Origin of the sequence: Chitinophaga sp. OAE865, from assembly GCF_040546735.1 — a bacterium.
In the GTDB taxonomy this organism is placed as follows: domain Bacteria; phylum Bacteroidota; class Bacteroidia; order Chitinophagales; family Chitinophagaceae; genus Chitinophaga; species Chitinophaga polysaccharea_A.
This window is the reverse complement of record NZ_JBEPOF010000001.1, coordinates 6,826,792-6,852,228: the sequence shown is the minus strand read 5'-3', so window position 1 is coordinate 6,852,228 and position 25,437 is coordinate 6,826,792. Positions and strand designations below refer to the sequence as shown.

The following is a 25,437-nucleotide window of genomic DNA, read 5'->3' as shown; positions in this document are numbered from 1 at the left end:
AATGGCTTTTGGTGACCCGGAGAATGAATTAGACGTATTCAGCTGGATAGATCAGGAGATGGAATTTGCGGATACATCCGTTTTAATATCAGAGCAGCGTGCTGAAGAAGTTTTTTCTGCCATACTCGCGAAGAGACAGACCGGAACAAAAGGATCCCGGACACGCAGTATTGCCTTCTTCCGCGGTTGGTGGGCCGCAGCCTCCGTTTTGCTGGTCATGGGGGTGGGACTATATTGGTTACTACGTCCGCAGGCGCCCGTAATGCTGGTGTCTAAAAGCGAAACGGATATAGTGGCACCGCAAATCAATCGTGCGCGGATCACTTTATCGAACGGTAATAATATTCCTTTGGATAGCCTGAATAACGGCCAGGTGGTTTTGCAGGATGATGTAAAGTTGACTAAGCAGTCGAACGGGCAGATTACTTACCAGGCTGATAATTCCGGTTCGCCGGGAACTATGCCATATAATATATTAACTAATCCGAATGGAAGCCGGCCCGTTTGTGTCACATTATCCGATGGGACGAAAGTATGGGTGAATGTAGGATCTTCTATTACTTATCCGGTTGCTTTTACTGGCAATGAAAGAAAGGTGTTCCTTACAGGTGAGGCCTATTTTGAGGTAACGAGACAGCCTGAAAAAAAATTCATTGTTCAATCAGGGCATTCAATAACGGAAGTATTAGGTACCCACTTCAATATACATGCCTATAAAGATGAACAGGGTATCACTACTACATTGATTGAAGGGGCTGTGCGTGTTCTCACTGATGGCCGTACACAGCAACTGGCACCAGGCCAGCAGGCTATTGTTGATAATGGAAACATAAAAATGAGAACAAATGTGGATGTAGAGCAGGTATTGGCATGGAAGAACGGGATATTCAATTTTAACCAGGTGGATGTTCCTGGTGTTATGAGTCAATTATCCCGCTGGTATGATGTGGATGTAGTGTATAACGGGCCTGTGCCACAGCGTAAGTTCTGGGGAAAGATCCAGCGGGAGCTTAAACTGGTAGAGGTACTTGAGTTTCTGCAGGGATCAGGATTGAATGCAAAACTGGAAGGTAAAAAGATCGTCGTATCGCAGTAAGGGAATAGCTATTCAATTATATGCCGGTAGCATTGCTCCGGAGAGTTCTTATTCAATCAACCAAAAAAATATGTACAATATCTGACAGAAAGTATCAGGCAGGTGAAAAATACCGGGAGCCGATTAAGACCTGTACCACCGGTGACAGTTCCAGGTTGTAACTGCTACAACCCTCTAAAAATTGATTCATTAAACCCAAACACTGCAAATTTATGCAAATAAGGGCGCTTTTAAGGTGCCGGGATGAAGGCTTTTGTGAAGGCCCTTCCACCCGGGCTCCGGGACATCGTTTCTCTTTCAAAAAAATAAGGCAGATCAGGCGGATCGCTTTTTGTCTTCTTGTAATGGTGGCTTGTCTGAATGCAACAGCCACCAGCTATGCACAAACAGTTAGTTTCTCCGGCCGGAATGTACCATTACAGAAAGTATTCACCAGTGTGGAACAACAAACCGGGTATGTTATCTTTTGCGATTATACCTTGCTGGAAAATGCACGCGAAGTATCCCTCAATACCAGTAGTATTCCGCTTCGCCAGTTCCTGGATACAGTACTCAAAGGCCAGTCGCTGGAATATCTTATCCGCGACAGATCCATACTTATCCGAAAAAAGGCTGCAGGCCCCGCCCCCGCTGAAGTGCATGGAGATATCCAATCACCGGTTACAGGGATCATTGTTAGCTCATCCGGCATACTGTTACCCGGCGCCAGCATAGTGGTGAAAGGCACTCAAACAGCTGTAATGGCGGATAGCGAAGGGCGGTTTTCCATCTCTGCAAATTCTGGTGACGTACTGGTCATCTCTTATGTAGGGTTTCAGAAGAAAGAAGTGAAAGTGACAGGGAATTCAATAGGTAAGATCATCCTGCAAAGAAGTAATAATATTATCGACGAAGTAACGGTGATAAGCACCGGTTACCAGACACTTCCCCGGGAACGGGCAACCGGGTCTTTCGGTTCGCTGAATAGCCGGCAGCTGGATAAGCCTTCAACAAATATTTCACAACGACTGATAGGCACTATCGCCGGTATTCAATCGAATATGGATGCAGATGGAAATCCGTCATTTGAGATACGTGGGAAAACAAGCCTGTTCGCTAACGCAGGGCCGCTGATAGTGGTGGATGGGTTTCCTGTGGAAGGAGATTTTTCTACGATCAATCCTAACATCGTAGAAAGTATCACTGTATTGAAGGATGCGGCCGCTGCATCTATCTGGGGAGCACGTTCAGCCAATGGAGTGATTGTGGTGACTACTAAGAAAAACAAAGGCGAAGCACTGAAAGTAGAATTAAATTCCTTTGTGCGTGTAGGCGGAAAGCTGGACCTCGACTATGTAAATCCACTTGCAAGTTCAACAGAAACCGTCGCTTTCGAAAGGCAGGCGTATGGCAAATGGGGCGCAAAAACCAACTCCGGAAGTTTAGCCAATCTCGATTATATCAGGGCATGGTCCCAGGCTTCTACCGCACTTAATGAACAATTTCTTGGGTTTATGACCAGCCAGCAGCGGGATGCGCTCCTGGCGCAACTTGCAGCAAGCGATAACCGGCAGCAGATCCGCGATAACTTCCTTCAGAATCCGGTAGATCAGCAATATAACCTTACTATCTCCGCAGGCGGGCAACGCAGCTCTCATATCATCTCGTTCCTGTTCGGTAACAGCCAGTCCAATTTCCGGGAAATGAAAACCAATCAATTCCTGATCAACTATAAAACATCTGCTAATATTTTCAAATGGCTGGACTTTAATTTTTCCGGTATGCTGCAACAGATCAAAGCGGATAGCAGCGGATATGGATTGGATTATATCAAGGGATTGTCTCCTTACGACATGTTGCTGAATACAGACGGATCTTATACAAACGTGATCAACGATCTGTATCAGCCCACATTGAAAAGATATGTGCCAATGGCGTCTTTTCCGTATGCGGACTGGACGTTCAATCCCCTTCGTGAAATGAAGAACCGTGATATTGGCGGCAAAGCCACGAACGCAAGATTGCAGGCGGGGCTGACATTCAAAATACTCAAAGGTCTTACGCTCGATACAAGGGCACAATACGAGATATTTAATTCCAGCAGGAGAAATTTGTATAATGAGGAAACCTACAAAGTACGTAGCCTCCTGAACACTACCTCTTCCTGGACGCAGAGCACGAACGCTATCAAAGCAAATCTTCCGAAGGGTAGCATCCTTGATCAGCAACGGGCAGAATTGCGAAGCTATAATATCCGCAACCAGCTTAACTTCAGCCGTACCTTTGGCGATCATGATATAAATGCCATTGCAGGGATGGAGCTCTCCAGCCGTAATATGCAAACCTTTGGTTCGCCTACTGCATATGGCTACAACGATAACACGCTTACTGTAGGAACATTTCCCAATGGCCCCGGAGGCACGTTCTTTCCGTTGAAAGACTGGATGGGGAATAACCTTGTATTTAATTATGTAAATACGTTCAGTTATACTACAGATCGTTATTCTTCCTGGTTTGGGAATATTGCATATACCTACCGTGATAAATATACGATCTCGGGAAGCGCCCGCACGGATGCTTCCAACCTTATCTCAGATGATCCTGCATACCGCTATTCTCCTTTCTGGTCAGCAGGTGCAAGCTGGCAGCTGTCAGAAGAAACTTTTATGCGGCAGGTGAACTGGGTAGACAGATTGGCGTTGAGAGCTACTTATGGTTATAATGGGAATGTCGATAAAAGCACAGCATTCATGCCATTGATATCATTGAATGCTTCGCCAGACATCTATACACAGCAATATACGGCTACTATTGCCAGCTTTGGTAATCCTACACTGCGTTGGGAAAAGGTAGGTACTATCAACATAGGCATGGACTACAGCCTGTTTCACGGAAAGTTGTCCGGCAAGCTGGATGTTTATCGTAAGATGGGGATGGACCTGATCGCCAATATTTCCATTCCTTCTGTGAATGGAACTACCCGCCAGAAGTTTAACAATGCAAGGATGCTGAACAGGGGTATTGAACTGGAGATAGGAAGTTCGTCGAATATCCTGGGAGACAAAATACGCTGGCGTGGCAATCTGAGCTTTGCTTATAACGATAACCGGATCACTGATCTGTATGTAGCCAATTACCTGCCGTCCGATCTGACGAATGGCGGAACAGCAGCGTATGTGCAGGGAAAAAACTCCAATACATTATGGGCTTATCAGTATGCCGGCATTTACAACCTCGGTACTGATGCTGCACCCAACTGGCAGCCGATGATCAAAGGCGCGGATGACAAGACCCGCTATGCATTGGCATCTTACCCTACCGGAAATCCACTGACCTATATGGCAGCTATGGGAACTACAGTAGCGCCTTATACTGCCGGGTTTACCAGCCAGTTCTCTGTGTACGACTTCGATCTGTCTTTTATCATCACCGGGAAATTCGGGCATGTTTTCCGGCATAATTCCTTTAATTACCCGATCCTTTGGAATGGAAAATTACTGCCGAATGCAAGGCTTTCAGAAGTGATGAATGGAGACCCGATGAAGATCGTTCCCCTGCCGATGAACGCCAATGAGCCTTCTTATTATTTCTGGGCCAACATCGTGTCTTACATGGATTATCTCACTGATAATGCCGGGCATATAAGGATGCAGGAGGTCAATCTCACGTACAACGTTCCTCCCACTGCACTCCGGAGAACAGGCATCCGCAATGCGCAACTGTATGCACAGGGCAACAACCTTTTCATCCTTACATCGAACAGGTATCATGAAGATCCGGAGTACCCGCTTGGCACCATCCGGCCACAACCGAAGTTCACCTTCGGATTCAAACTGACATTTTAATATGCTGATGATGAAACGAATGAACAAACGAAGTATAGTGACCTGCCTGCTATTGGGAAGTATATTGGGCTTTGTGTCGTGCACAGACAAATTCCTGGATGAATTGCCATCCAAGAGTAGCTCGCTGCCATTGACCAATACAGCGCAGCTGGATGCGATACTGGCTAATTACCGCGACTTTTGGGCGGAAGCTAACAAGGCCAATATATATGCCAGTGATGATGTGGCTTTGTTGACCGGCTTGTATAAATCTGCTCCCGGCTTTTATTCCGGCGCTGCGATCGTTGGTTTGCAAGCTGCTGTGTGGGATTACAATAACCTTATCAATGCACAGTCCGACGACTTCTGGTCCAAAGAATTCAGTAAAATATTCAGAGCGAATATGGTATTGAATGCAATAGATAAAGTGAGCGGTATGGAAGATGAAAAGGCGCGTCTCAAAGCAGAAGCGCATTTTATCAGGGCTTACAGTTACTGGGTACTGGCTAATACCTACTGCCTGCCATACACGGAAGCGAATAAAGGAGAAATGGGCCTTCCCCTGAAAACATCTACCAGCTTCGAAGAACCTGTTGGCAGAGCAACGCTGGAAGATACATATAAATTTATAGAGGCTGATCTGCAGGAAGCGCTGAAAAGCAAACAGGCGTTGGTACAGAATGGCGCGGCCCAGCATTGGAGGGCAAATACTGCCGGTATCAATGGGTTTGCCGCAAGGTATTATCTCAATCTTAATAACTACCAGGTGGCTATGAAATATGCAGACGCCGCGCTGGCAGAATACAATACACTGGTAGATTATAATACCGGCGTGAACTTCGGGTTCACATTCAATATAAACGTTCCCGGTCAGGGGCCGATACCATTGCAATTCCCGTCAATGTTCACTACGAGCCCTGTAGATTATACCACGCGCATCGCATGGAAAGAGAATATGTATATCCGTGTGCTCGATGGAAATTTTAGCTTTCCAAGCAGTGATCTCCTCGCAGCATACGATACGGCAAATGATCTGCGGTATAAATATAACGTGGTAGAACATCTTTCTTACATGGTAGGAGCGGTAAACCCGGCTTTTGATTACCCGGGATATGTATTTTACTACATCACAGCATTACCCAGCGGCATCACAACAGGAGAAATGTATCTTGTTAAAGCAGAATGCCAGGCACGGCTGGGTGATTTTAATGGAGGTATAGCCACTCTGAATATATTGCGTGCCAAACGCATGAAGCCGGGACCATGGGTAAACCTTGCTGCTGTAGATAAAGCAGATGCGATCAAAAAAATATTGCTGGAACGCCGTCGTGAGATACCATTTACGCAGCGTTGGTTCGATCTGCGCCGCTATAACAATAACGATGATCCGAATGATGATGTGACAGTTACCAAATCGTTCTTCAAATTCACTGCAACTGCTATCAGTGGCAATGAACCCCCCATCAATTATACGCTGGAGAAAAATTCAAGAAAGTACGCATTGCCGATCAATAATGTAGATATAGTGACCAGCAATGGTATCATCAAACAAAATACTTACTAACATGAATGGACAACATTATTTGAAATGCCTCGCATTTTGTTTACTGGTATCGATCACATACGCCAAAGCAGGGGATACGTTGAGGATAGGAGATCCGGCACCCGTCATCCAAACTGTAAAATGGCTCAAAGGAACACCGGTTACACGTTACGAAAAGGATAAGTTATATGTGCTCGAATTCTGGGCTACCTGGTGTGGGCCTTGCAAAGCTGCAATGCCTCATCTGTCTGAACTTGCGGCAAAGTATGCCGGGAAGGCAGTGTTTGTAGGAATAGACATTTGGGAGAAAACGGGAGACAAACCATATGAAAGTGCGTTGCCGGCAGTGGAGCAATTTGTAAAGAATATGGGAGATGATATGGCATATAACGTAGCAGCAGATAACAAAAGCCAGTATATGGCTAACCGGTGGATGAAAGCCGCTGGCCTTTCGGGGATACCTGCTACGTTCCTCATTAAAGAAGGAAATATCATATGGATCGGGCACCCTTCCAACCTGGAAGAAGTAATGGATAACGTGATCTCCGGGAAGTTCGATGAAGCGAAGTTTGCTTCTGAATATTCAAAGAAGGCAAGTGCCAGTGCTGCAGCTATGGCCGGGTATATGGCTATTCTGCAACCGGTGAACGATGCACTGGAGGCAAAGGATTACAAAAAGGCGATCGCAGAGATAGACCGTGCGCTCACCAGGAAAACCATCATGGATACAAAGCTGCGTTATATGAAATTCACCACTTTGCTGGAGCATTTCAGCGAACAGCAGGCACTTGATTTCGCGAAGGAGTGGAGGAAAGAACAACCGGCTGCGGAAAATATATTGCCCGATATTATTTCCCGTCTTTTAGGGCTCTCTAAAGATATGTATACTTTTGCACTGGAATGTGCAGCAGGATCATTGAGTAAACCGGGAACGATCATTCCACAGGCTTACCACCTGATGGCTACGTTACATGCTGAGAAAGGTGATTTTACAAATGCGGTAGCCTGTGAAGAAAAGGCCATAAAAGAAGGAAAGGATGCACTGGCATCCGGTAAATATGCCAGCGCCATTTTACCGGGAACTATCAAAGGGTTTGAGGATGCATTGCTTGCCTATAAAGCCGGTAAACTTCAATGATTACAGGACAGGGAGATAGGGCCTATTGTGTCCGCAGTAACCGTGATCTGAAAGAGGCGCTGCCTGTCTCATACTTGAAGCGGGACATGGAATCAACTTATTACATCCGGCTTAATGGCTAACTACCTGGATATAAAAGAAAAAGGCTGCTCAAAAGAGCAGCCTTTTCTGAGTTTTGCCGAAAACTCTAAATGTACCGGGAACGGAGATTTATTAGAACCGCTTTTTCACGCAGCTGATTTTGTTTTGCAGCTTTATGGAGAGAATAATACTATAATAGTTGTAATGTGATATATTTATCATATATATAATTTAAATAGTATTATACTTAAAAAAGCTGCAATTTGTTGAAACAGTCGCTCACTACTTTTTTTATCGGAAATATAGCCACTGATGGTCAATTTTGCTGATGACCGGAATGTTTGAGTGCGTGTACTCACACATACAAATAAAATGATGACAGGTCCCTAATGCTTTTTTCAATTGACATCGATATAAATTGAATTGTCATTAAGTGGTGACCTCTAGTCTGCCGGGTTCTGAAATGAACGGCCATAAAGGAGGAGGAATAACCGCGGCAGTGATTACCAGAGCATGGATTTAAATGAACAAAGCACTGATGAGATCATCTGTGCTTTACAGCTAAAACCATATCTATTTTCATTTTTCTGTACGATTAGCCAAATCGTTATTTATCCTATATTGTCCTAAAAGGTTAAATAAGGGAGGACCGAGAATTCATGTCTTCCGGATCAAACCAATTAAGGTTGTTGCCTATAATCTGTCTATTTATGCTACTCATACATAAGATACATCGACATCATTTTTTTACCCAGTATGAATCAAAATTTATTTGTGATTAACAATTAAGTAGTTAGAAAAGACCGGATGAAGAATTGCCCCGGCCGTTAGTTCAGCTATCGCCGCGTCTGTTGTTATGCAGGCAAAACACGGAAATAGCTGGAGTTTGGGGTATCAAAATCCACAACTTTTCCTGGTTGATTAGGAATGCAGAGGTAATAGCACCCCTTTTGAGCCATCAGGCCGGTATCAAGTATTAAATTATAATAAATGACAATTTGTTTGTTTGGTAAAACGGGCTAGTCATCCGACTATCCCGCTGCAGCTATTGGGCATCATTAATGATTTCTCTTCACCTGTTCAGGTGTGGGGATCGATTACCCAGTTGTTGATGTATTATTGAAACGGTCAGATTCATGTAATAGAGATACCTTTTCCCCTTCAACTATGCTTATTCCGGAAATAATCAGATCTATCAATCTTGTTAATGTAAGATCAGAGGAATGGAATAAGTCGTTGAATGCTGGCCGTGCAGGCATGCAGTCTGTCACACAGGCCATCAAGCTTAACAGTCCCCTTAATTGGTATGATTTCACGGTCAGCATTCCAGGGAATAAGACATATATCGGATAACACTGAAAATTGTTCTGACTATTTACTTCTTTTTCAGAGATTCCTTTACAAATGTTGTAGAGTTTCCTGAAATTCGTTGGATGTTGTGCATCTACCGTTCTGGTTTGTATAGTTACTCACCTGGACGCTGTTTACTAAATCTTCACTTATCTTGTCAGAACAACTTTGTTGATAAATACTCTTTTATCTTTAGCCTGCAAGGTGAGTATATAAATTCCTGCCGGTAATGATGGTGGCAAATTAATAACGTTAGAGCTTACTTTGGAATGATAAACCTCTGCTCCGGAAGCATTTCTTACAGAAATCTCCGCATCCTGTAAAGGAAGGTTTCCTTGTAATGTAATCCGTCCTGTAGTTGGGTTAGGCGACATGGCCAGCGTTTCTTTCACAGAAACAGTTTTCATTTGCTTTGACATTGATGCCGGAGCTGTGATTGCCGTGTTGGTAGATATATGATAGGAGTTTGCCAGCAGGGATATTTCCGGTTCGCTAAGGGCGCGGTTATAAATAGCCAGCTCGTCGATATCCGCCCGGTCGAGGACAATTTTAATCTTTTTATGATTGATTCGTTCCTGCTGCATCCATACAGTGCAATTATCGTTTCCGTCGCTTAGATATCCGTTAATATAAATGCAGGCATTGTCGATCTGTGGCTGTTCCTTTAATACCAATACACAATGAACATGGCCCGTTGCATTTTCCATAATTTCCCCGCCGTCCGGTCCCTCCTCTTTAATCAGGATGCCCTGATTAGTCATCTTGAACGTTTGACTAAAAGCTTCTAGCTGAAGAAAAGGTTGTGGCCTTGTAGGAGGAAGATACTCTCCGGGATTCTCCGGATCTGGAATAAGCGGATCGCCATCTCTAATATCAGCCCAGAAAGCGATGGTAAGGTCTCCGGAATAAAGCAATGGCGAGATATCGGGGCTTTCGAGCGTATAGGATGAAGTGGTTGAGGTAAGGCCTTGGTTGCACGCTATATTATATTTGTATTCGGGAAAAGGCGTAGATGCAGTAAGGTTAAATCCGGGTTTTGTACTATTGGTATTTCCATTAAAGGAAAAATAATAAAAGGGATCAAATGGCATATTTTTACAGACGTCAAGACTATACTCTTCCTGATAAGCATAATAAATTTTTAAATCTGAGCCTGATCCAGTGGAGTCGCTCAGCCAAAGTTCGACGCTATTATAAGGTACGTAAGTCGTTAATTCTATTGTTCCCCTGTAGGGATTTTGAGGATCTGGTTTTATCTTGAAGAAATGGAACCATTCCGTTGTCTTAATTGTCAATCCTGTCAATTGTTCAATAGGCTTATTATCGCTGCCAACACCAATCACAAGTTTTGTATTAGCTTTATCGGCAGGAAAGAAGAGCGTTTGGCTGGCATATGGGATCAACTTCGAGAAATCATTTTCATTGGGGCCTACTGCGTTCTGTGGATTTTGAATATTACCCACATGATCTTCTCTGTTTGCATAGACTCTTTTATCCAACTGATAGGCATAATAAACATTAAGCCCTCCATTGAGGTTCAGGAGTCCTGCATTGAGCGTTATTTTGATCCGGTCATAAGGTTTGGTTGTAGAAAATTCAATATTGCCTTGGCTCGAGCCCGGACTTAGTATTCTAATTCTGAGCATTTCACTGTCCACGATCCGGTAGTCGTTATTTGACGTGTTCCCGTTAAATGTTTCCACGGAAACTCCTGCCAGTAATTGTGCAGATAACCCGGACTGGTTTGTGCCTATGCCAATGACAACTTTTGTGTAATTTTTTACAGAAGGGAAAATCAGTGTTTGTTCAATTCTTCCAATAAGTCCTATGGGAATTTGCATGGAAGAATAATTGAGTTCATCAGGGCCGACAGCATTTTGCGGATCTTGAACAAAACAGCCTATACATAATCCATAAATTTGAGTACCCTGACTGCTGACATAGACTTTTTGTGCGTAGGAAAACGTAGTCATAAGGAACATGAACAGAGCTAACAGTGGGGCCTTCCTAAGTAGGAAGCCTGCTAACAGATGTGTTTTCATATTTTGAGGGTTTTAGTCTTTCTGGGTATACTTGCATATAAAATGTAAAATCAGCGTTGTTTGGCTTTATGCCAGGTGCGCCGCTCTCCTTCATAATGCAGATGGTTAAATGTAGCGTTTTTTTTTGGATTACCCTAATATCAAGGTTAGGCTGCATTGTACGTATTGCTTCCTGGCTCTCAAACAGCAACATGTAGTCCGTCCTTTCTTTGAACGCGGCTATTGCTTTTTGCCGGTTGCTGATAATAACTCATTGGAAGTTTATATAAATGGAGGTTTCAAATCGTCACGCGACTAATTTATTCTGAAATACTGGCGAATCAGGATTTTCAAAGAAATGACTATTATTCTTAACGAAACACTACTGATCTCAAACATCAATCCAAACGACCTTGAGAATATTAGCGTTCTCAAAGACGTGGCGGCCGCTTACATATGAGAACCCGCGCCGGGAACGGTTTTATTGTCATTAGTGGAAGGAGCTATAATGAAAGTTACATCATTCTTGAAGCCATGTGCTTCAAACATACGAACTCATAAGAAAAAAGATCAAACATGCTTTTGCTTAACAAGTTGCGCTATTGATGAATCCATTTATACTGCTTCAATGCGCTGACGGCGGGGAAACCGTCTGTACTATTATATCGCGGCAGGTTAAAGGAGATGGATTTCCAGCCGCTTAGGGTCATGCTTATATAGTGTACCCGGTTAACTACCGCATCCTGCCAATTGCCAAAATCCGGCAGAAACGACTGAAGATAAATAAATTCCCGCAGGTATTCGCTATGTATGCGCAGATCCTCCATACAGGCATCTTCGAGCGAAAGGTTGCGATTATGCTGAATTGCCTTTACCAAATTGTAATAGATGCCATCCGTGGCTTCATCTTTTGCTACAGACTGTACTTCATTAAAGCATACCATCATGCGGATAGCAAGGGACATGAGCCGTTGCATTACCGGGTGATGATGTATTTCATCGGGCAGTGGTTGCCGGGTCTCTATGTCCGCCAGCTCAAGGAAAGGACGAAGACAGAGCGAGCTTTCCCTGATGGCCAGGCAGTCTTCTACACTCGGAAAAGCCTTCCTTGCCTTATAGATCATTTCCTGCTCAAGGCCTGTAAAATAACCGCTGAGGGCAGTCACAAAACGGTGTAATGATTCCGGGGTAAGCAACGTTAACAATTCTGCCCTCAACGAAGATAATAACCGGCCAAGCGGCAACCCGGATTCCTCTGCGGTTATCTCTCCTTTCAATATGGCGACCGTATTTTTGTGCACCAGGCTTATCTCTTCCGGGGTGGCTTCTTCGTACATGTCATCGTTATAGAGTGTCCATAGCATAAGCCGGCAAACAGGCTTTAACCGTTCATAGTTTGCAGTGGGAAACCATTGCGAAGCAATGTGCGCGGTTTTGGTTTTCTTATACTTTAACCTCGTGGATTCATCATCCTGGTATAGCCAGCGGTATTCATTGTCGATCCACTCATTCTCTGTCAGCTCCTGGAGCGCCTCAGCAAAGGGGTTCTTCAGCGTCGGGAACGGGTAGCGAAACATGGAAAGTATTTGTTGGGTCATAACCATGAAAATATTTAACAAGTCAAAATAATGATGCGTAATGCAAAGCATTCGCAGAGAAAAATGTTCCTAACTATAAATCTGCCTGCATGTGAATTGCAGCCTGCTTAACTAATTTGGACAGGTGCCATTGGTGAACAAACAGCGGATAGGAATTTTTACTAAATATTGAATACATGAAAAAGCAATTTAATGTACCCATGCCGGTATACCCCTGGTCAACCGCTCAAAGCCCTTTTGTCGGAAGTCTTTATGAAGAAGAAAGAAATTGGTATGATCAGGACTATCAATTTCTGTCACCGGAGGCGCTGGTAAGCTATCACAGGCACCGGTTGGTTGATGTTGGTGCTTTTATGGTGCCTACTGTTACCGACCGGAAAAAAGTAACCTCTGTGGCGCGTTTTGTAATTTATATGACAGTAACTGACGACTATGCAGAACTTTTACCGGTAAAGGAGATAGCGGCTTTCGGGGACCGGATATTTGAAGTGATGATGGGAGACGATCCCCGTCCGGGCGAAAAAGGGATATTTCGTCAAATACAAACGAACAGAAAAGAATGGATTGAGTTTGGGATGCCCGACTTCTGGATTGAACGGATTGCTAAAAATTATAAGCACCACTTTGTTATTGACGGGATCATGGGAGAATCGAAGTATAAGGCCAGTATGGAGGCTCCCCCAATGTCCCTCTTTCATCTGATCCGCGCCAACTCCATAGGCATGATACCATTTGTTGACCAGATATGTCCTTTGATTGGTTTTGCTTTACCTGACGATATTTATAATCATACCATTATCCAGCGGCTGGTCTTACTACAGTCAATCATTGTTGCGCTTCAGAACGATTTTGCGACTATAGGGAAAGAGCTATCGATAGAATCAGAATTTCTTAACAGCATCATATTATTACAACGTCACTATAAAATATCTTTTGATGAAGCCTGTACAGAGGCAATGAGGGTCCATGACGAGTTTGTAGATGAATTTGTGACATTATCAAACCATCTGCCGGATTTTAGCCCCTACCAAAAACAGACAGAAGATTTTATTTACCACATAAAACAAATGATCAGCGGTTTAAATGATTGGTATTATAGAAGCGGAACGGGCAGATATGACCCGGGGGCATTTCCTGTGCCGCCAAATGGGAAAGGCGAGACGCTGGAAAGGGTAGAGATCAGGCATTTTCAGGCTAATCGGGAGGGCAAGCTGAAATGATAGCCTGGTGCGTGTTGTACTGTTAAAAACGGCTGACGAAACACCCTATTCTGTGCCTGGTTTGGGCTGGCGCACCCCTCTGATAAACCAGGCGGCCGGAGCACACGTGATGACGGGAAACGCCTGAACACAGGGGCTTTTGCCGCCTCATTTATTACCGGACTATTGATAACTAACAACATATGAATTCCCTCAATGACCTGATAGTACAGTATAACTCATGTTGCAGCCAGCTCAACTTTCCGGAAGAACCTCATAACCTCTATAGCGCCATCCGTTATTTTTTAGAAGGAGGTGGAAAAAGAATCCGGCCTGTATTATGTCTTTTGGGAAACGAGCTGTTTGGAGACATTCACCAGGATAGCTTTCATGCAGGCAACGCCATTGAATTATTTCATAATTGTTCTTTGGTACACGATGATATTATGGACCATTCTCCCTTACGGCGTGGCAAACAAACAATACATGTCAAATATAATGTACCCACGGCAATACTGACAGGAGATGTTCTTTTGGTCAATGCTTTCCAACACATTAGTAATGTGCAGGAGCAATACAAACAACAAATACATGCACTATTCTCTGCAACCATACTTCAAATTTGCGAAGGACAGCAAATGGATGTTGATTTTGAAAAAATGGACCTGGACCAGATTAGCTTTCCGGACTACCTGAAAATGATCATCCTTAAAACATCTGTTTTGCTGGCTGCCAGCATCAAAATAGGAGCTATCATTGGCGGAGCAGATCTACAGCAACAAGCCTATCTCTACGACTTTGGTAAAAATCTTGGTATTGCTTTTCAGATACAGGATGATTACCTGGACGCTTTTGGCGAACCGTCTGTAACCGGTAAGCAACCTGGTGGCGACATCCTGGAAAATAAGAAAACGGCATTATTGATTAAAGCCTGGGAAAGGAGTACTTCCGTACAAAAAAAAGAATTACTGAACGCCATGTCGAAAAATAAAGGTGAGAGAGTAGCAGCAGTATTAGAGATTTACAAAGGCTGCAAAGTAGACGAATGGGCAACCGGCAAAATTTCGCAATATACTGCAACGGCTTTCAATTGTCTGGATATGGTGGACGTACCATTCAAGCGGAAAGAAAACCTTCTTGCACTCACCAATAAATTGCTGGTGCGCCAGTCCTGAGTAATTCAAGAAAAGCGACACATTTTATTATGTTTAGGTATGCCCATCCGGAAACAAATTCACCGCAGTGCGGTGATGACAGTAACCTACCAGCCTTCATTCTGTTTAATACCCCCTTGCTGTTATCTATCTCACGCTGTGGCACTAACCAGATATCATGCGCTTTAGGGTCAAATCTGCTCACAGCCCATATCACTTTGCCTTTGGAATCATGGAGCGGTTGCGCATAGGTGGCTGCGGCATCATTCCAGCGGACCAGATCTCTGTGTCTGTTGGCAAATTCGCCTGCAAGCTCACAGCGCCCTTGTTTCTTCAGTTCGTCCATTCCTGATCCTTGCAGCTCAGGCAGGCCGGCACGTTTCCGGATCAGAGTTAAAGGGATATCCCCGGCCCCATTCCCACGAAGACTGATAGCTGCTTCAGCCTTAATCAATAAAAGCAGGATGGTCATATTTTTCCCACAATACATCTTTCGGAGAGTTAAAAGCAGTAGTAAAGTAGTTTTTTGAGTCAAATGCGATCAAAGGAGTTTCTTTATGACACTTCCAGCATTTTCGATTGTCCTTTGCAACAAAATACGGGTATTTAATAATACAACCTCCGAATGATGGCAGTGGCAGCCATGGTTTAAATGGATTTATATTCCCGATACTATCAGGAATAGCCCAGATCTTTACATCTGGGATCTATATAGCACCTAAATTTTTTGCTTCATCTTTCTGATTAAAAGGTACATTAAGTTTAATGGGCATGATGGATGATTTAATATGGTATAAAAAACGTAGTATTTGTTTTCTTCTGATGTAGTATAAAGGCAACGTTGGAATGCACTTTCAGAACGAAGTGCGTTGATATTGAGATTATCAACTTAATGTTTCAATAAGTAATATAAACAAAAAAAGGCATCGATGCAAATCGATGCCTTCTAAACGCGTCCGCGTTGTACCCCAGATGGGAGTTATTCGGAAAATATCATCTCTTTGTTATCCAAAATACAGGATATTATGATTACCACTGCAGATACTTAATGTTTCCATTCTTCCTGCCATTTCTTGAATTCGGACGGGCGTACCATATACCTTGCGAAATTTCCCTCATGTAACGATAGTAGTTCGGTTTCCACTACTTCGATTAATTTGTGTCTGTCTGTTTCAGGTAGCTCTCTTGCTTGATCTTGTAGAAACGGCTCTACTTGAATTCTTGGCATTGCCTCAGATATTATTTTCCGGATGATGGACCGGATTTGATCGCGGTATTTAAGTCGGAAGGGATCTGGCTCGCCCAGTGATTGTCTGAGTACAGAGTATTGGGCTGCTGAACGTTCATAAGCCCAGAGAAAGACATCTTTTAGTAATTCAACTCTATTTAGTTCGTAAACCCCAATCAGGCCTTTGGTATACAATTCATTCGGTACATCAATGAAGGATAAAGGAGCCAGGTTGTGTTTATTCAATGAAATGTTAGACGCTAATCTGGATACTCTTTTATTTACATCATCAAAAGGCTGTAAATAAGGTATATGTACCATGATGAAAAATGCCTGTTCAAAAGGATTCTCGATTCGAGAGGCTTTGTCAAGCATTAGGTCAAACATTTCTTCAATGAGCTGAGGAACAGCCAATGGAGTGTAGACACTATTTTGAATGCCAACAGGAATATGCCTTAGCCTTCCTGATGCGGCAGGGTTAGCCAATAGATTATTGGACAGCAGAGAATGAAGGTTTAACAGGGTATATCTGTTAAATCCAATTTCATCTGCTAACTGTACTATGAATTCAATGGCATCCTTGTGATTAAGAATCATCTGTGCTTCCTTGGCGGACTTATTATCTGCAACCTGTCCTGAAGAAATCAGTCGTTCGGTGTCCAGAAGAGAATAGGTGTTACCTTCCAGGCGGCTGGAGTTCCAGGACAAGTCGATTAATAGCCTGTTTAGGATTTCTTTTGCATAAGTACCCGCAGGTTCGTTTAGTCGGGCAGTATTACCTAACGCTGCCAGCTTTTGGAGTTCTGTTGGAGATAGATAATTAGTAATATTAGGTTGGTACTTCTCCAGAAATCTGCGATTATATCCAACCGGGCGACGTTGTTGTACAGGCTTTTGGATAATTGTAAGAATTTCCTGAGCAGGATCGGATAATAAAACATCAGTCAAATTGCCTCCATTCTCCAATTTATTTTGACTGGCCAGATGATAACGAAGTCCCCGGGTTTGGCCTGTAGTTGTGATATGGCCGGCTGTACGTAAATCATTCAGCCGTCTTTGTAAGGTGCGGGTGTTTAACTGCAAACCACTCCGGGAAATGATATCCTCAATGGATGCGCCATTCTGGAATTGACCAATTGCATTTAATAATATATCATTTATAGCGCGAATTTGGGCCATAATTTATTACGACATTTTTGGGCGATTTGCGACAATATTACGACATTTTTTGGCGTAAATTATATTTGACAGGGAAAAACTTTAATTTATTCTCGTATTGTTGCTTCCTATTTACCTGACTCTGTGGGCGGAAGATTGGTGGGGGCCCCGCCCACAGATGTCCGGTATTGAAGGTGAACAACTAATGATTTAATCTTCTATATCATCCCAGGAGGAAATTCGTTTGGGGGCCTTGCTGGCGCGACGTATAGTCAATGTATCTTTTGCAACTGAGATATAGTGTAAAAATGATCGGAAAGGATGCAATGCTACCACTTCAAAACATTGCTTTCATGCTTGTTTTCCGCGATCCTAAACGGAATAACGAGTTAACAACGGAAATGATGTATATCATTCCAGATAATTCCAGTACGCCTGACAAGTTCAGTGGAGTTACTATGGTCGAAAAATGGGATGGCACTATTCTAAGAGGTTATCAGCACTTTGGTGGTCAAATTTCCCGGCTGGCAATGGAAATTACCGCTCCAAACATGTATGCCAGAGGGACTGTATGTGAAACTATTGATTGGTATACGTGTACCCATATGGGTAATTACCCTGAGATATGCCAATATAATTATTCCTCTACCAGATGTATTGAACTTCCTGATGGAGGCTCCAGCGGGAATCCCGGAGCAGGAGATCCTGGTGGAGGGATGCCTCCCAGCACTGTAGCTCAAAGAGTAGACGCACATGGCAATCCAGTATACACGCCACCTTCAAGTGGCGGGCGTCCCCAAAGAGCGGATGCTGAGCCACTTGGGGTTCTGCAGATTTGCTCTAAATCTTTCAAGTTTTCAAAGGTTATTGACCTCGATGCGCAAGGTAAAGGTGGATGGCAGATCGCAGCTGTGATGGGAATTCACATGAATCTACTCGATTCTCGCGGGCAAGCCAGAATTATTTCACCTGGTCCGGTTCTTTATTTTGGTTTTCCGGTAATAAGGAAAGACGGCACATTCTATTCCAAGGACAAAGCCGCAGAAATGGCCGTTGAAATTGATAAATTGGCGCTTGGTGATGTTATGCAATATTATGAACTTAACAGAGTGGATATTGACTGGGAGGGAATGAATGTTGCATATAGGAAGGCATTGAATAAATATGCCGAGCAAAAAGGAGGGAAGGTGACTATCACACCTGGTTTGGGTAATTCAATTGGTGATATTACTCCCAGCGTTGCCCAATACAGCGGAGTCTTTGGCTGGAACTGCGACTAATAATATTTCCGGAGTAGCAAATAGGGTGCTACTCCGGTAACTAATCAGATGTTACTGGAATGAAAATATATTTTATCATAGTTACGTTGCTACAATTCACTTTATTTATGGATGTAAGTGCCCAAATAAAAGGAAACGGAATCGGTAGATTGGAACTCGGAAAACCAATTAGCGCCTATCAGGGAGCTGTTAAGTTTAACGAGTATTCGCAGGAGAAGTTATTCTATGCAAGCCCCAAAGTAAACTTCTATAATATCCCTCTCAGTAATATCAAGGATTCGGGCACTACAGTGAGATATGCTTTTGCATATGTCGATTCAAAAGGTACCATCAAAAGAATTATTCTTATCATTGATGATTCCACTGATACCTTGATTGACACATTAAAAGAACGAATCGGTAATGAATATACAACCGGGCAGACATCCATTGGGCGCATGTATGGATATGCAGCATATTCCTGGGTAACTGCTGGCGATGATTATATATTGATGATTAAGGATGTCGCAAGTGACAAAAACTTGAATTTTCCTGTAACCAAATTGGAATTCACAAAAAGATCGGACCTGGCTGATTTAATTGAAATATCCTTTAGAGTCAAAACCCTCAACGATAATTAATATTGATTTTCAGTAAATTACGGAATGTAACAATTTTTATATTTATTCCATTATCTGAAAGCTAAATAATTTAGCATAAAATTGCTACAATATTTAGTGATATTTTATTTTATGAGAGCGATAGAAAAATAGCTCTTCTTGTATGTGAGATTGCTATGAAAGAAATTGAGAAACCTGACTCTAATTTGGATATCGAGCAGTCGGATACTTGCGAAAAATGATGGTCAGTTTTCTATGGCTTAATTTATTAAACCAACATAGTAATACAAACTGAAAGCTACATCACCATTTGGGACTTGGAAACCCAATTCAAATCTATAACTCATTGAATACAAACAAAAAAAGGCACCGCTCTCGCGATGCCTTTAATAATTTCAGTGCGCCGGCACTGCATTGTACCCCAGATGGGATTTATTTGGAACCGATTATGTCATTTTTGTCAGAAATCCAGAATATCACGAACGTGAAACTTGAACTGATGTGAGACTTTGGATAATGATTATCTTTTTCTCATTACCAGTCATATGTTCATGGAGTCAATATAAAACAGTTTATGTATTTACTGGGGATAACGGTATGTAATTATTGTGTTCAAGAAGGATTTTGCTCTTGTACCTTTTTATTATGGTCGTTTAAAATATTAATATACAGCTTGGGAAAGTGATCCAATAATTCTCGCTTTTCAGACTCACTGAGACCTTCAAGGGCCATGACTTCATTTTTTATTTTCTGCATAGTCTCCTTATTTTTTCCTAGATCAGAAAGCTCCACCCTTAAGCCTTCAGGCAGAATAGGGAAATAGTTTATGACAATTAAATCGAGTTTCTTTTTAAGGTCGGGGTTTGAATTTATTTTTTGTTTTAATGAATCATTCATCTGTGACATTTTCTGATAAATATACTTAATATTTGAAGGACTATGAAATTAAAGAATAACGTTTTAGGATTCTTTAAAACCAATAATAGATATCGTTTGAGTAGTTCATATATCTATTTATGTGTAATTATTTTATAATGTTTTTGTGTTCTAGAACTGACAACATTTTCTAAAAATCATTTTTTAATGGTATAAACCCTTCAGAGCGTGATATAACAAATAACTGGAGTTTGTAATCATTTTTATGACCTCCAATAATTAGTAGTATAGGCTCTGGGCAATTATACTCTGCTGCTTCAGAAATTTTAGACATTGCTAGTTTGTCTTGGAAGCTGGGATCAGGGCTGGAAAATGGATGAAAATGCCATTCGCCTAGATAGTAAGTTTGCTCCTCCTTTTCCCATTGTCGATTTAGCAATGTCTGAAGACCTAATTTTCCACGCTGAAACCAATTGAATCCTGATTTTGAGTCTTTTGGAGGGCCACTTACATATGACACAATTGCGCATGACCTATCTAAAGAATAGCTGCCAATAATGATACCGCCGGTTTCCTTTTTGCCAGCTGCAGCTATCAGACCAATAATTTTTGTTATGATTTTAGAAGGCAGTTGAACTTCAAACCGTTTATCATTGGAAATAAACTTTCTCATGTTTAAATGGATTCAATATGAACTCCGGTAAATTCAGTCTTTTCATTGTATGTCTTATGGATGACAATCAGCGAGTCCACAGAATAGTTCTCAATTGCATTTTCCATAGGTTTAATGGCAGCACCCAATAGCATTTGAATATCATCGAGCCGAATTGGAGATATAGGATTCCAGCATCCGATACTTTCTTGTGGAAGTTTTTTTCCTTCCAACGTATTCCTATCTTTAACTAGAAAAGCTTCCATTTTGTCGTAAAATGTATAAATCGATTTTTGAGTATTTGCTCTAGTTGTTATAAAGCAATACAGACGATCTCCAAATGCGTCCGTTGATATTGACACTAATTGCTTTTGTGGGTCGTCTGGTAATTCCTTTAGAATTCTTAGTACTTCGTCAGAACCCGTGACTTCAAATATTATTTTGGCTTCATCTAGTATTGAAGGTTTTTTCATTATGACTTGCTCAACAGAAATGCTTTCGTGAGATACTTGGGCAAACGGAAAGGTATTATTTAGCTTCTGTGCCAATGCTTTGGCTTTCTTCATTCCAGTTTCTTGCATTGTCAGAGTATGTCTGGCAATATTTCCGGCATCAAGTACATCTGGATCAATGAGTAATAAACGTTCGCATCCTAATCTGATCAATGATTCAGCTAACTGCGACCCTATGGCTCCTACACCGATAATGGCTTTAAGTTCAGGACCGCTAATGATTGGCATTCGGCCTCTTGTAGTAATTTGATCTTTATGCCAGTTTATAGTGTTTATCCATGGAATGTTTTTGCCGGTTGCACACTGTATATTTACGGTATGTTTCAAAATTGCATGTTGGGAATGAAACCCTTTTGCTCGAGAGGGGACTGTTAGTTCAATTGCATACCAATGAACCACAGATTCTGGCGCCCCTATTTTTTCTGGAATGTTGAAACCGATTAAAAGTACAGTTGGGTTAAGCTTAATGTTTTTTGTCCAAAGACTACATAAGATTTCTTTAAGATCAATATTCATCTCTTGGAGTATCTCTAGTAATTCATTCCATTTTTTAGGGATCTCCCATGGTTGCTTAACAGGAATTTTAGGCAACTTCAACCAAAGGCCATGAACTTCTTTTTTTGCATGATTAATTGCATTGCCCCAATGCAAAGTGACTTTTTCTTGTCTATTGCTAAATTCGGTAATGACAAGCATTTGCGTATTTCCTGGTAGTGACTTTAACTTCAGTAAACCTCTATCGGGCATGTGCTGCCACTCGATATAGCTAGCCGCAGATTCGTTAAAGGCGATGTAATAGTTATATTTAGAAGTTGGAAATGGAGGAAGCTCAAAATAGTCTCCATTGTTAACAAGCCTTCCTTCACTTGCAGCTTTTATCCAGTCGATGGCTCGAATTATATGCCAACGAAGTCGTTCTTCTGGTTCGAATGACTCGTTACGCATATCAACTCTACTCCAGATATTGCCGGGAACTTTTAAACAGATTAATCCATCTCTCCAAGGCAGAAGTTTATTGCCATCTGAATTATAGCTCTGGTGTTGGAATGTGGCAGTAATACCAGCTACCTTGGCCGGGAAAACATCGATATCACCTTTAGGATAATTATTACTGACTAACGCACACCAAGCTGTGGATTGGGGGATTAGTGGATGCGGTTGACTATCAAATTTTAAATTAAATTGTAATAACCAACCGTTTTCCGTCGGATACCATACAAAATCTTCTATTAGCTCAAATTCATGGAGATCTAGTATTGCCCTTCTCGCTGTTCTTAAATCATCATTTACTACCATCACGCGAATCTTGGTGTATCACCCAATTTAGTTGCAGATGTTCGTTCGGTAAAGCCTCCATTGGAATTAGTTTCCTTCTTCTCTGCTGGCGGATCAGGAAATTTTGATCCAAAAAACCCTTTCCATAATTTTACTTGCTCGCTGATTGATTCTGCATCAAAGGCTTTTCTTGCTAGGTCAGATGCACTTTTAACTGCATCGTAGAATGCGACAAAATCTTCATTACTAATCCGTTTCCATACGTCATGGGATGGAACACCATGGTCGGAGAAAAATGGACATGACTGTGCTTGCCGATAAGGTAAGTTTGCCGATAAAAATTTTTCCAAGGATAAAACTACTCCTTCGGGAACAGACGAAATAGTGCTTGGGCAATAAATACTAATTACATGTTCTAAAGGATATCCTTTTGGATGTTTAGGGTCTGGTAGTTTAACAAGCTTCCACCACTTTAGAGCTTTCACGACATTTATATAGCAGCCCTGAGTCTGAGCATTTAGATCTCTACTGTATTGTATTTGTGCTAAAGGATGAGTTTGAACCCATTGTTTTGCATCTCTGTCAGGGATATATAGAGGTTCAAGCTTCCATTCAGCTTCTTTTCGAACTGCATCATTTAATGCAAGAGAATTATAAGCTTTTGAAATATCTGGTTCAAGCCATGATTTATTTAATTTCCACGGCCAGGTTGCTGAAAAGTCGTCCAATGACAATTCTGTTTGGACACTTCTAGAATTATATGCTGCCTTATCGACTTCTGAAGGCGCGGATGTTACAACGATATCTAGGTCTACATATGAAAGCTCAATACCAATCGATCTGCCTTGTATTTGGTATTTTCCTTTGTAATGTTTCTCCAAAAATGGTTCGAAGTATCCAATTACTTCTTCCGGAGTAACTTTATTACGATCAAGATTAGTTACAACGATGACATCCACATCTGCTCTTTTGTCGCCTACTGGACGAATGGCGGTACCACGTTTATAGCTTCCTTGGAGAAAGGTGTTTACAATTATCTTTTTCAGCGTATCATCTGCCCAAATCCGGTCTCTCAAAGTATTATGGCCTTTTTTAAGGTCAGATTTTTGGTTTTGTGTCAGCCGTATATCGGCCAAAAAATCATTAAAATAGCCTACAATATTCATATAGTTTTGATTTATAGTGGTAATCGAACTCCTGGGTGGTAACCTCCGTCACGTTTGGATTGAAAGTCAAACTCATAAACTATAAGTTTGCTCAAGGACATTGACTGTTGGCCAAGAGAAAATGCAAATGATACAGGAGCTGCCATGAAGATATGACAAATACCACCTCTCATTTTTATAGAACCTTTTTGTTTGCGAACTTCTTCTATTATATCCTGCGCTGCTGCAGCTATGTGACTCCCATTTTGAAATACAGTACTGGATGGTTTGGGTAGAGCATTAAATACAAGTAAACCAATTGCATCGGGAAGGGAGGTAGACACATAGTGTAGAACCTCATTTGTGATATCATGAGTTGCCCCAATAGCTACAGCTAAATCTTTCCCATCAGGATTTAGAGGTATAAAATTGGACCCCCATATTGGCCGAGGAAATTTTTCAACCTCAATAGGGGCAGATTGAAACAGAAGCTCAGCGTTCAAAGTACGTTGTACAATAGATACCTGAGCGCCAACTTTAGGATTAAGTTCATAGCCTAACACAAATGCAAGGGATAGGTGAGTATCGAGATACAGTTTAAGCGGCTTTTTAGTTGCGAGTCCAGCGTCTGCCAGTGCCTTTACTTCTGCAGATACCGCTTCCCATGTATGGGGAGGCTCTAAAAACCTGTCATTGAATTTATTGAGATGGCAAGATAAGGTGTGTACCTTATTAACGAGATCTTCAGCTCCTTTACGAAAGCTACGTAATCCAATGATGTGAAATTCTTGTGTCAGCGACTCTTTTACTATTATCAATCCTTCTTTGTCGCAGATTTCGTGCAGTTTTTCTTGTGTGAAATCCTTGACCCCTTCAGCGTGTAGCCGCTGTATTAGTTCAACATACCCGGATGCCCTTTTGCCCGCATCCATAGTTTGGAAATTAATAGCTTGCAATTTGTCATTAACACGATCTACAATCCTAGTTACGTCATCGTAGGACGCGGAGATTCTCAATGGACGCAATACTTCTTTTAAGGTGGTGTCATCTACACCAATATGCTCTCGGAGTGCTTTACGGATTATACCATGTTTAGAACCGTCGGTCGTTCCATCAAATAATTTATCTAAAATGATTTGACCGGCGTTGCTAATTAGCTTACAGAATGGGTCGTTTAAGTCAAGCCCCCAGGTATTGATCATATGAAAAACGGTATGCGAGGCTATATTGGGGTCTTCTTTATAAGCGTCAAATAAGCGTGACAGGATAGTCGATTTTTGGGAGTTGATGAATGATGGATCAATTAATGCCCTATAATCGAAACCGCGCTCATTACTTACGTGATGTTTAACTGATATACATTCTCGAATAATTGGTACGCCATGTAATAGGTGACCCTCTCTGTAATGTACTATTACGTCATCAAAACCTCCTGTATTATCGGCCTCCCAGGATACCTGGGTGACATATGTATGAGGTTGAAATAGTTTTCCTGCATTCAGCCAAAAGTGCATAGCCTGATAGGCGTCGCCCTGTTGCCTTGGGACCACGTTATTACCCATAAGTTTATCAATTTTACTAGAATATTTGTTTTTAATCGGGGTCCACAGTTTTTGCACAGGGGACATTCTTGAATGATTTGAAAGTATTCAAATGGCAGGCCAGTTAACAGGCTTATCCTTTATTTGACTTAAGTGTTTGACAATCTATAGATTGTGTAATTGTAGGA

18 protein-coding genes are annotated in these 25,437 nt (G+C 42.0%); 9 read left to right on the top strand and 9 right to left on the bottom strand.

Going from position 1 to position 25,437, the window contains the following annotated elements:
• Position 1: 1 nt before the first annotated feature.
• The 5 genes from ABIE50_RS27425 (at position 2) to ABIE50_RS27405 (ending at position 7,871) form a co-directional block, all read left to right on the top strand.
• Positions 2–1,096, top strand: coding sequence for a FecR family protein (locus ABIE50_RS27425; protein WP_209866118.1), 1,095 nt, complete (start codon positions 2–4; stop codon positions 1,094–1,096).
• A 212-nt stretch (positions 1,097–1,308) separates the two neighbouring features.
• Entirely contained in the window at positions 1,309–4,920 is a 3,612-nt protein-coding gene (locus tag ABIE50_RS27420) for a SusC/RagA family TonB-linked outer membrane protein (RefSeq protein ID WP_209866116.1), read from the top strand.
• A gap of 10 nt (positions 4,921–4,930) precedes the next feature.
• Entirely contained in the window at positions 4,931–6,463 is a 1,533-nt protein-coding gene (locus ABIE50_RS27415) for a RagB/SusD family nutrient uptake outer membrane protein (RefSeq protein ID WP_209866112.1), read from the top strand.
• 1 nt (position 6,464) lies between these two features.
• Complete coding sequence (locus tag ABIE50_RS27410) at positions 6,465–7,580, top strand: TlpA family protein disulfide reductase (RefSeq protein WP_209866107.1); 1,116 nt, start codon at positions 6,465–6,467, stop codon at positions 7,578–7,580.
• A gap of 114 nt (positions 7,581–7,694) precedes the next feature.
• On the top strand, positions 7,695–7,871 hold the full coding sequence (locus tag ABIE50_RS27405; RefSeq protein ID WP_209866103.1) for a hypothetical protein: 177 nt from the start codon (positions 7,695–7,697) through the stop codon (positions 7,869–7,871).
• 1,289 nt (positions 7,872–9,160) lie between these two features.
• Here ABIE50_RS27405 and ABIE50_RS27400 read toward each other — a convergent pair.
• Positions 9,161–11,053 (bottom strand): T9SS type A sorting domain-containing protein, encoded by a 1,893-nt coding sequence (locus tag ABIE50_RS27400; RefSeq protein WP_209866101.1) that lies wholly within the window; start codon positions 11,051–11,053, stop codon positions 9,161–9,163.
• A gap of 578 nt (positions 11,054–11,631) precedes the next feature.
• Positions 11,632–12,630 (bottom strand): terpene synthase family protein, encoded by a 999-nt coding sequence (locus ABIE50_RS27395; protein WP_209866097.1) that lies wholly within the window; start codon positions 12,628–12,630, stop codon positions 11,632–11,634.
• Between the two features lie 176 nt (positions 12,631–12,806).
• Between ABIE50_RS27395 and ABIE50_RS27390 the strand changes: the two genes are divergently transcribed.
• A complete protein-coding gene (locus tag ABIE50_RS27390) occupies positions 12,807–13,850 on the top strand; it encodes a terpene synthase family protein (protein WP_209866082.1) in 1,044 nt (347 codons plus the stop codon).
• 182 nt (positions 13,851–14,032) lie between these two features.
• Complete coding sequence (locus ABIE50_RS27385; RefSeq protein ID WP_209866079.1) at positions 14,033–15,004, top strand: polyprenyl synthetase family protein; 972 nt, start codon at positions 14,033–14,035, stop codon at positions 15,002–15,004.
• On the opposite strand, the gene ABIE50_RS27380 is transcribed toward ABIE50_RS27385, so the two are convergent.
• Both ABIE50_RS27380 and ABIE50_RS27375 read right to left on the bottom strand, forming a co-directional pair.
• Complete coding sequence (locus ABIE50_RS27380) at positions 14,973–15,455, bottom strand: RagB/SusD family nutrient uptake outer membrane protein (RefSeq protein ID WP_209866076.1); 483 nt, start codon at positions 15,453–15,455, stop codon at positions 14,973–14,975. The two genes, ABIE50_RS27385 and ABIE50_RS27380, sit on opposite strands and share 32 nt — an antisense overlap.
• A 573-nt stretch (positions 15,456–16,028) precedes the next feature.
• Positions 16,029–17,390 carry a Fic family protein gene (locus ABIE50_RS27375; RefSeq protein WP_209866073.1) on the bottom strand — a complete coding sequence of 454 codons (1,362 nt, stop codon included), beginning with the start codon at positions 17,388–17,390 and terminating at the stop codon, positions 16,029–16,031.
• Between the two features lie 287 nt (positions 17,391–17,677).
• On the opposite strand from ABIE50_RS27375, the gene ABIE50_RS27370 reads away from it, so the two are divergent.
• On the top strand, positions 17,678–18,649 hold the full coding sequence (locus tag ABIE50_RS27370) for a hypothetical protein (RefSeq protein ID WP_209866070.1): 972 nt from the start codon (positions 17,678–17,680) through the stop codon (positions 18,647–18,649).
• Positions 18,650–18,756: 107 nt separating this feature from the next.
• Positions 18,757–19,269 carry a hypothetical protein gene (locus tag ABIE50_RS27365; RefSeq protein ID WP_209866066.1) on the top strand — a complete coding sequence of 171 codons (513 nt, stop codon included), beginning with the start codon at positions 18,757–18,759 and terminating at the stop codon, positions 19,267–19,269.
• Between the two features lie 591 nt (positions 19,270–19,860).
• On the opposite strand, the gene ABIE50_RS27360 is transcribed toward ABIE50_RS27365, so the two are convergent.
• The 5 genes from ABIE50_RS27360 to ABIE50_RS27340 all read right to left on the bottom strand — a co-directional run bounded on the left by ABIE50_RS27360 (position 19,861) and on the right by ABIE50_RS27340 (position 25,270).
• Entirely contained in the window at positions 19,861–20,145 is a 285-nt protein-coding gene (locus ABIE50_RS27360; RefSeq protein ID WP_209866063.1) for a hypothetical protein, read from the bottom strand.
• 169 nt (positions 20,146–20,314) lie between these two features.
• On the bottom strand, positions 20,315–20,797 hold the full coding sequence (locus tag ABIE50_RS27355; RefSeq protein WP_209866060.1) for a Mov34/MPN/PAD-1 family protein: 483 nt from the start codon (positions 20,795–20,797) through the stop codon (positions 20,315–20,317).
• A gap of 2 nt (positions 20,798–20,799) precedes the next feature.
• Positions 20,800–22,584 (bottom strand): ThiF family adenylyltransferase, encoded by a 1,785-nt coding sequence (locus ABIE50_RS27350; RefSeq protein WP_354028199.1) that lies wholly within the window; start codon positions 22,582–22,584, stop codon positions 20,800–20,802.
• Positions 22,584–23,729 carry an SMODS domain-containing nucleotidyltransferase gene (locus ABIE50_RS27345; RefSeq protein ID WP_209866042.1) on the bottom strand — a complete coding sequence of 382 codons (1,146 nt, stop codon included), beginning with the start codon at positions 23,727–23,729 and terminating at the stop codon, positions 22,584–22,586. The genes ABIE50_RS27350 and ABIE50_RS27345 overlap by 1 nt, the downstream gene beginning before the upstream one ends.
• Positions 23,730–23,740: 11 nt before the next feature.
• Positions 23,741–25,270, bottom strand: a complete 1,530-nt coding sequence (locus tag ABIE50_RS27340) for an SAVED domain-containing protein (RefSeq protein WP_209866039.1) — start codon at positions 25,268–25,270, stop codon at positions 23,741–23,743.
• Between the last annotated feature and the right edge of the window lie 167 nt (positions 25,271–25,437).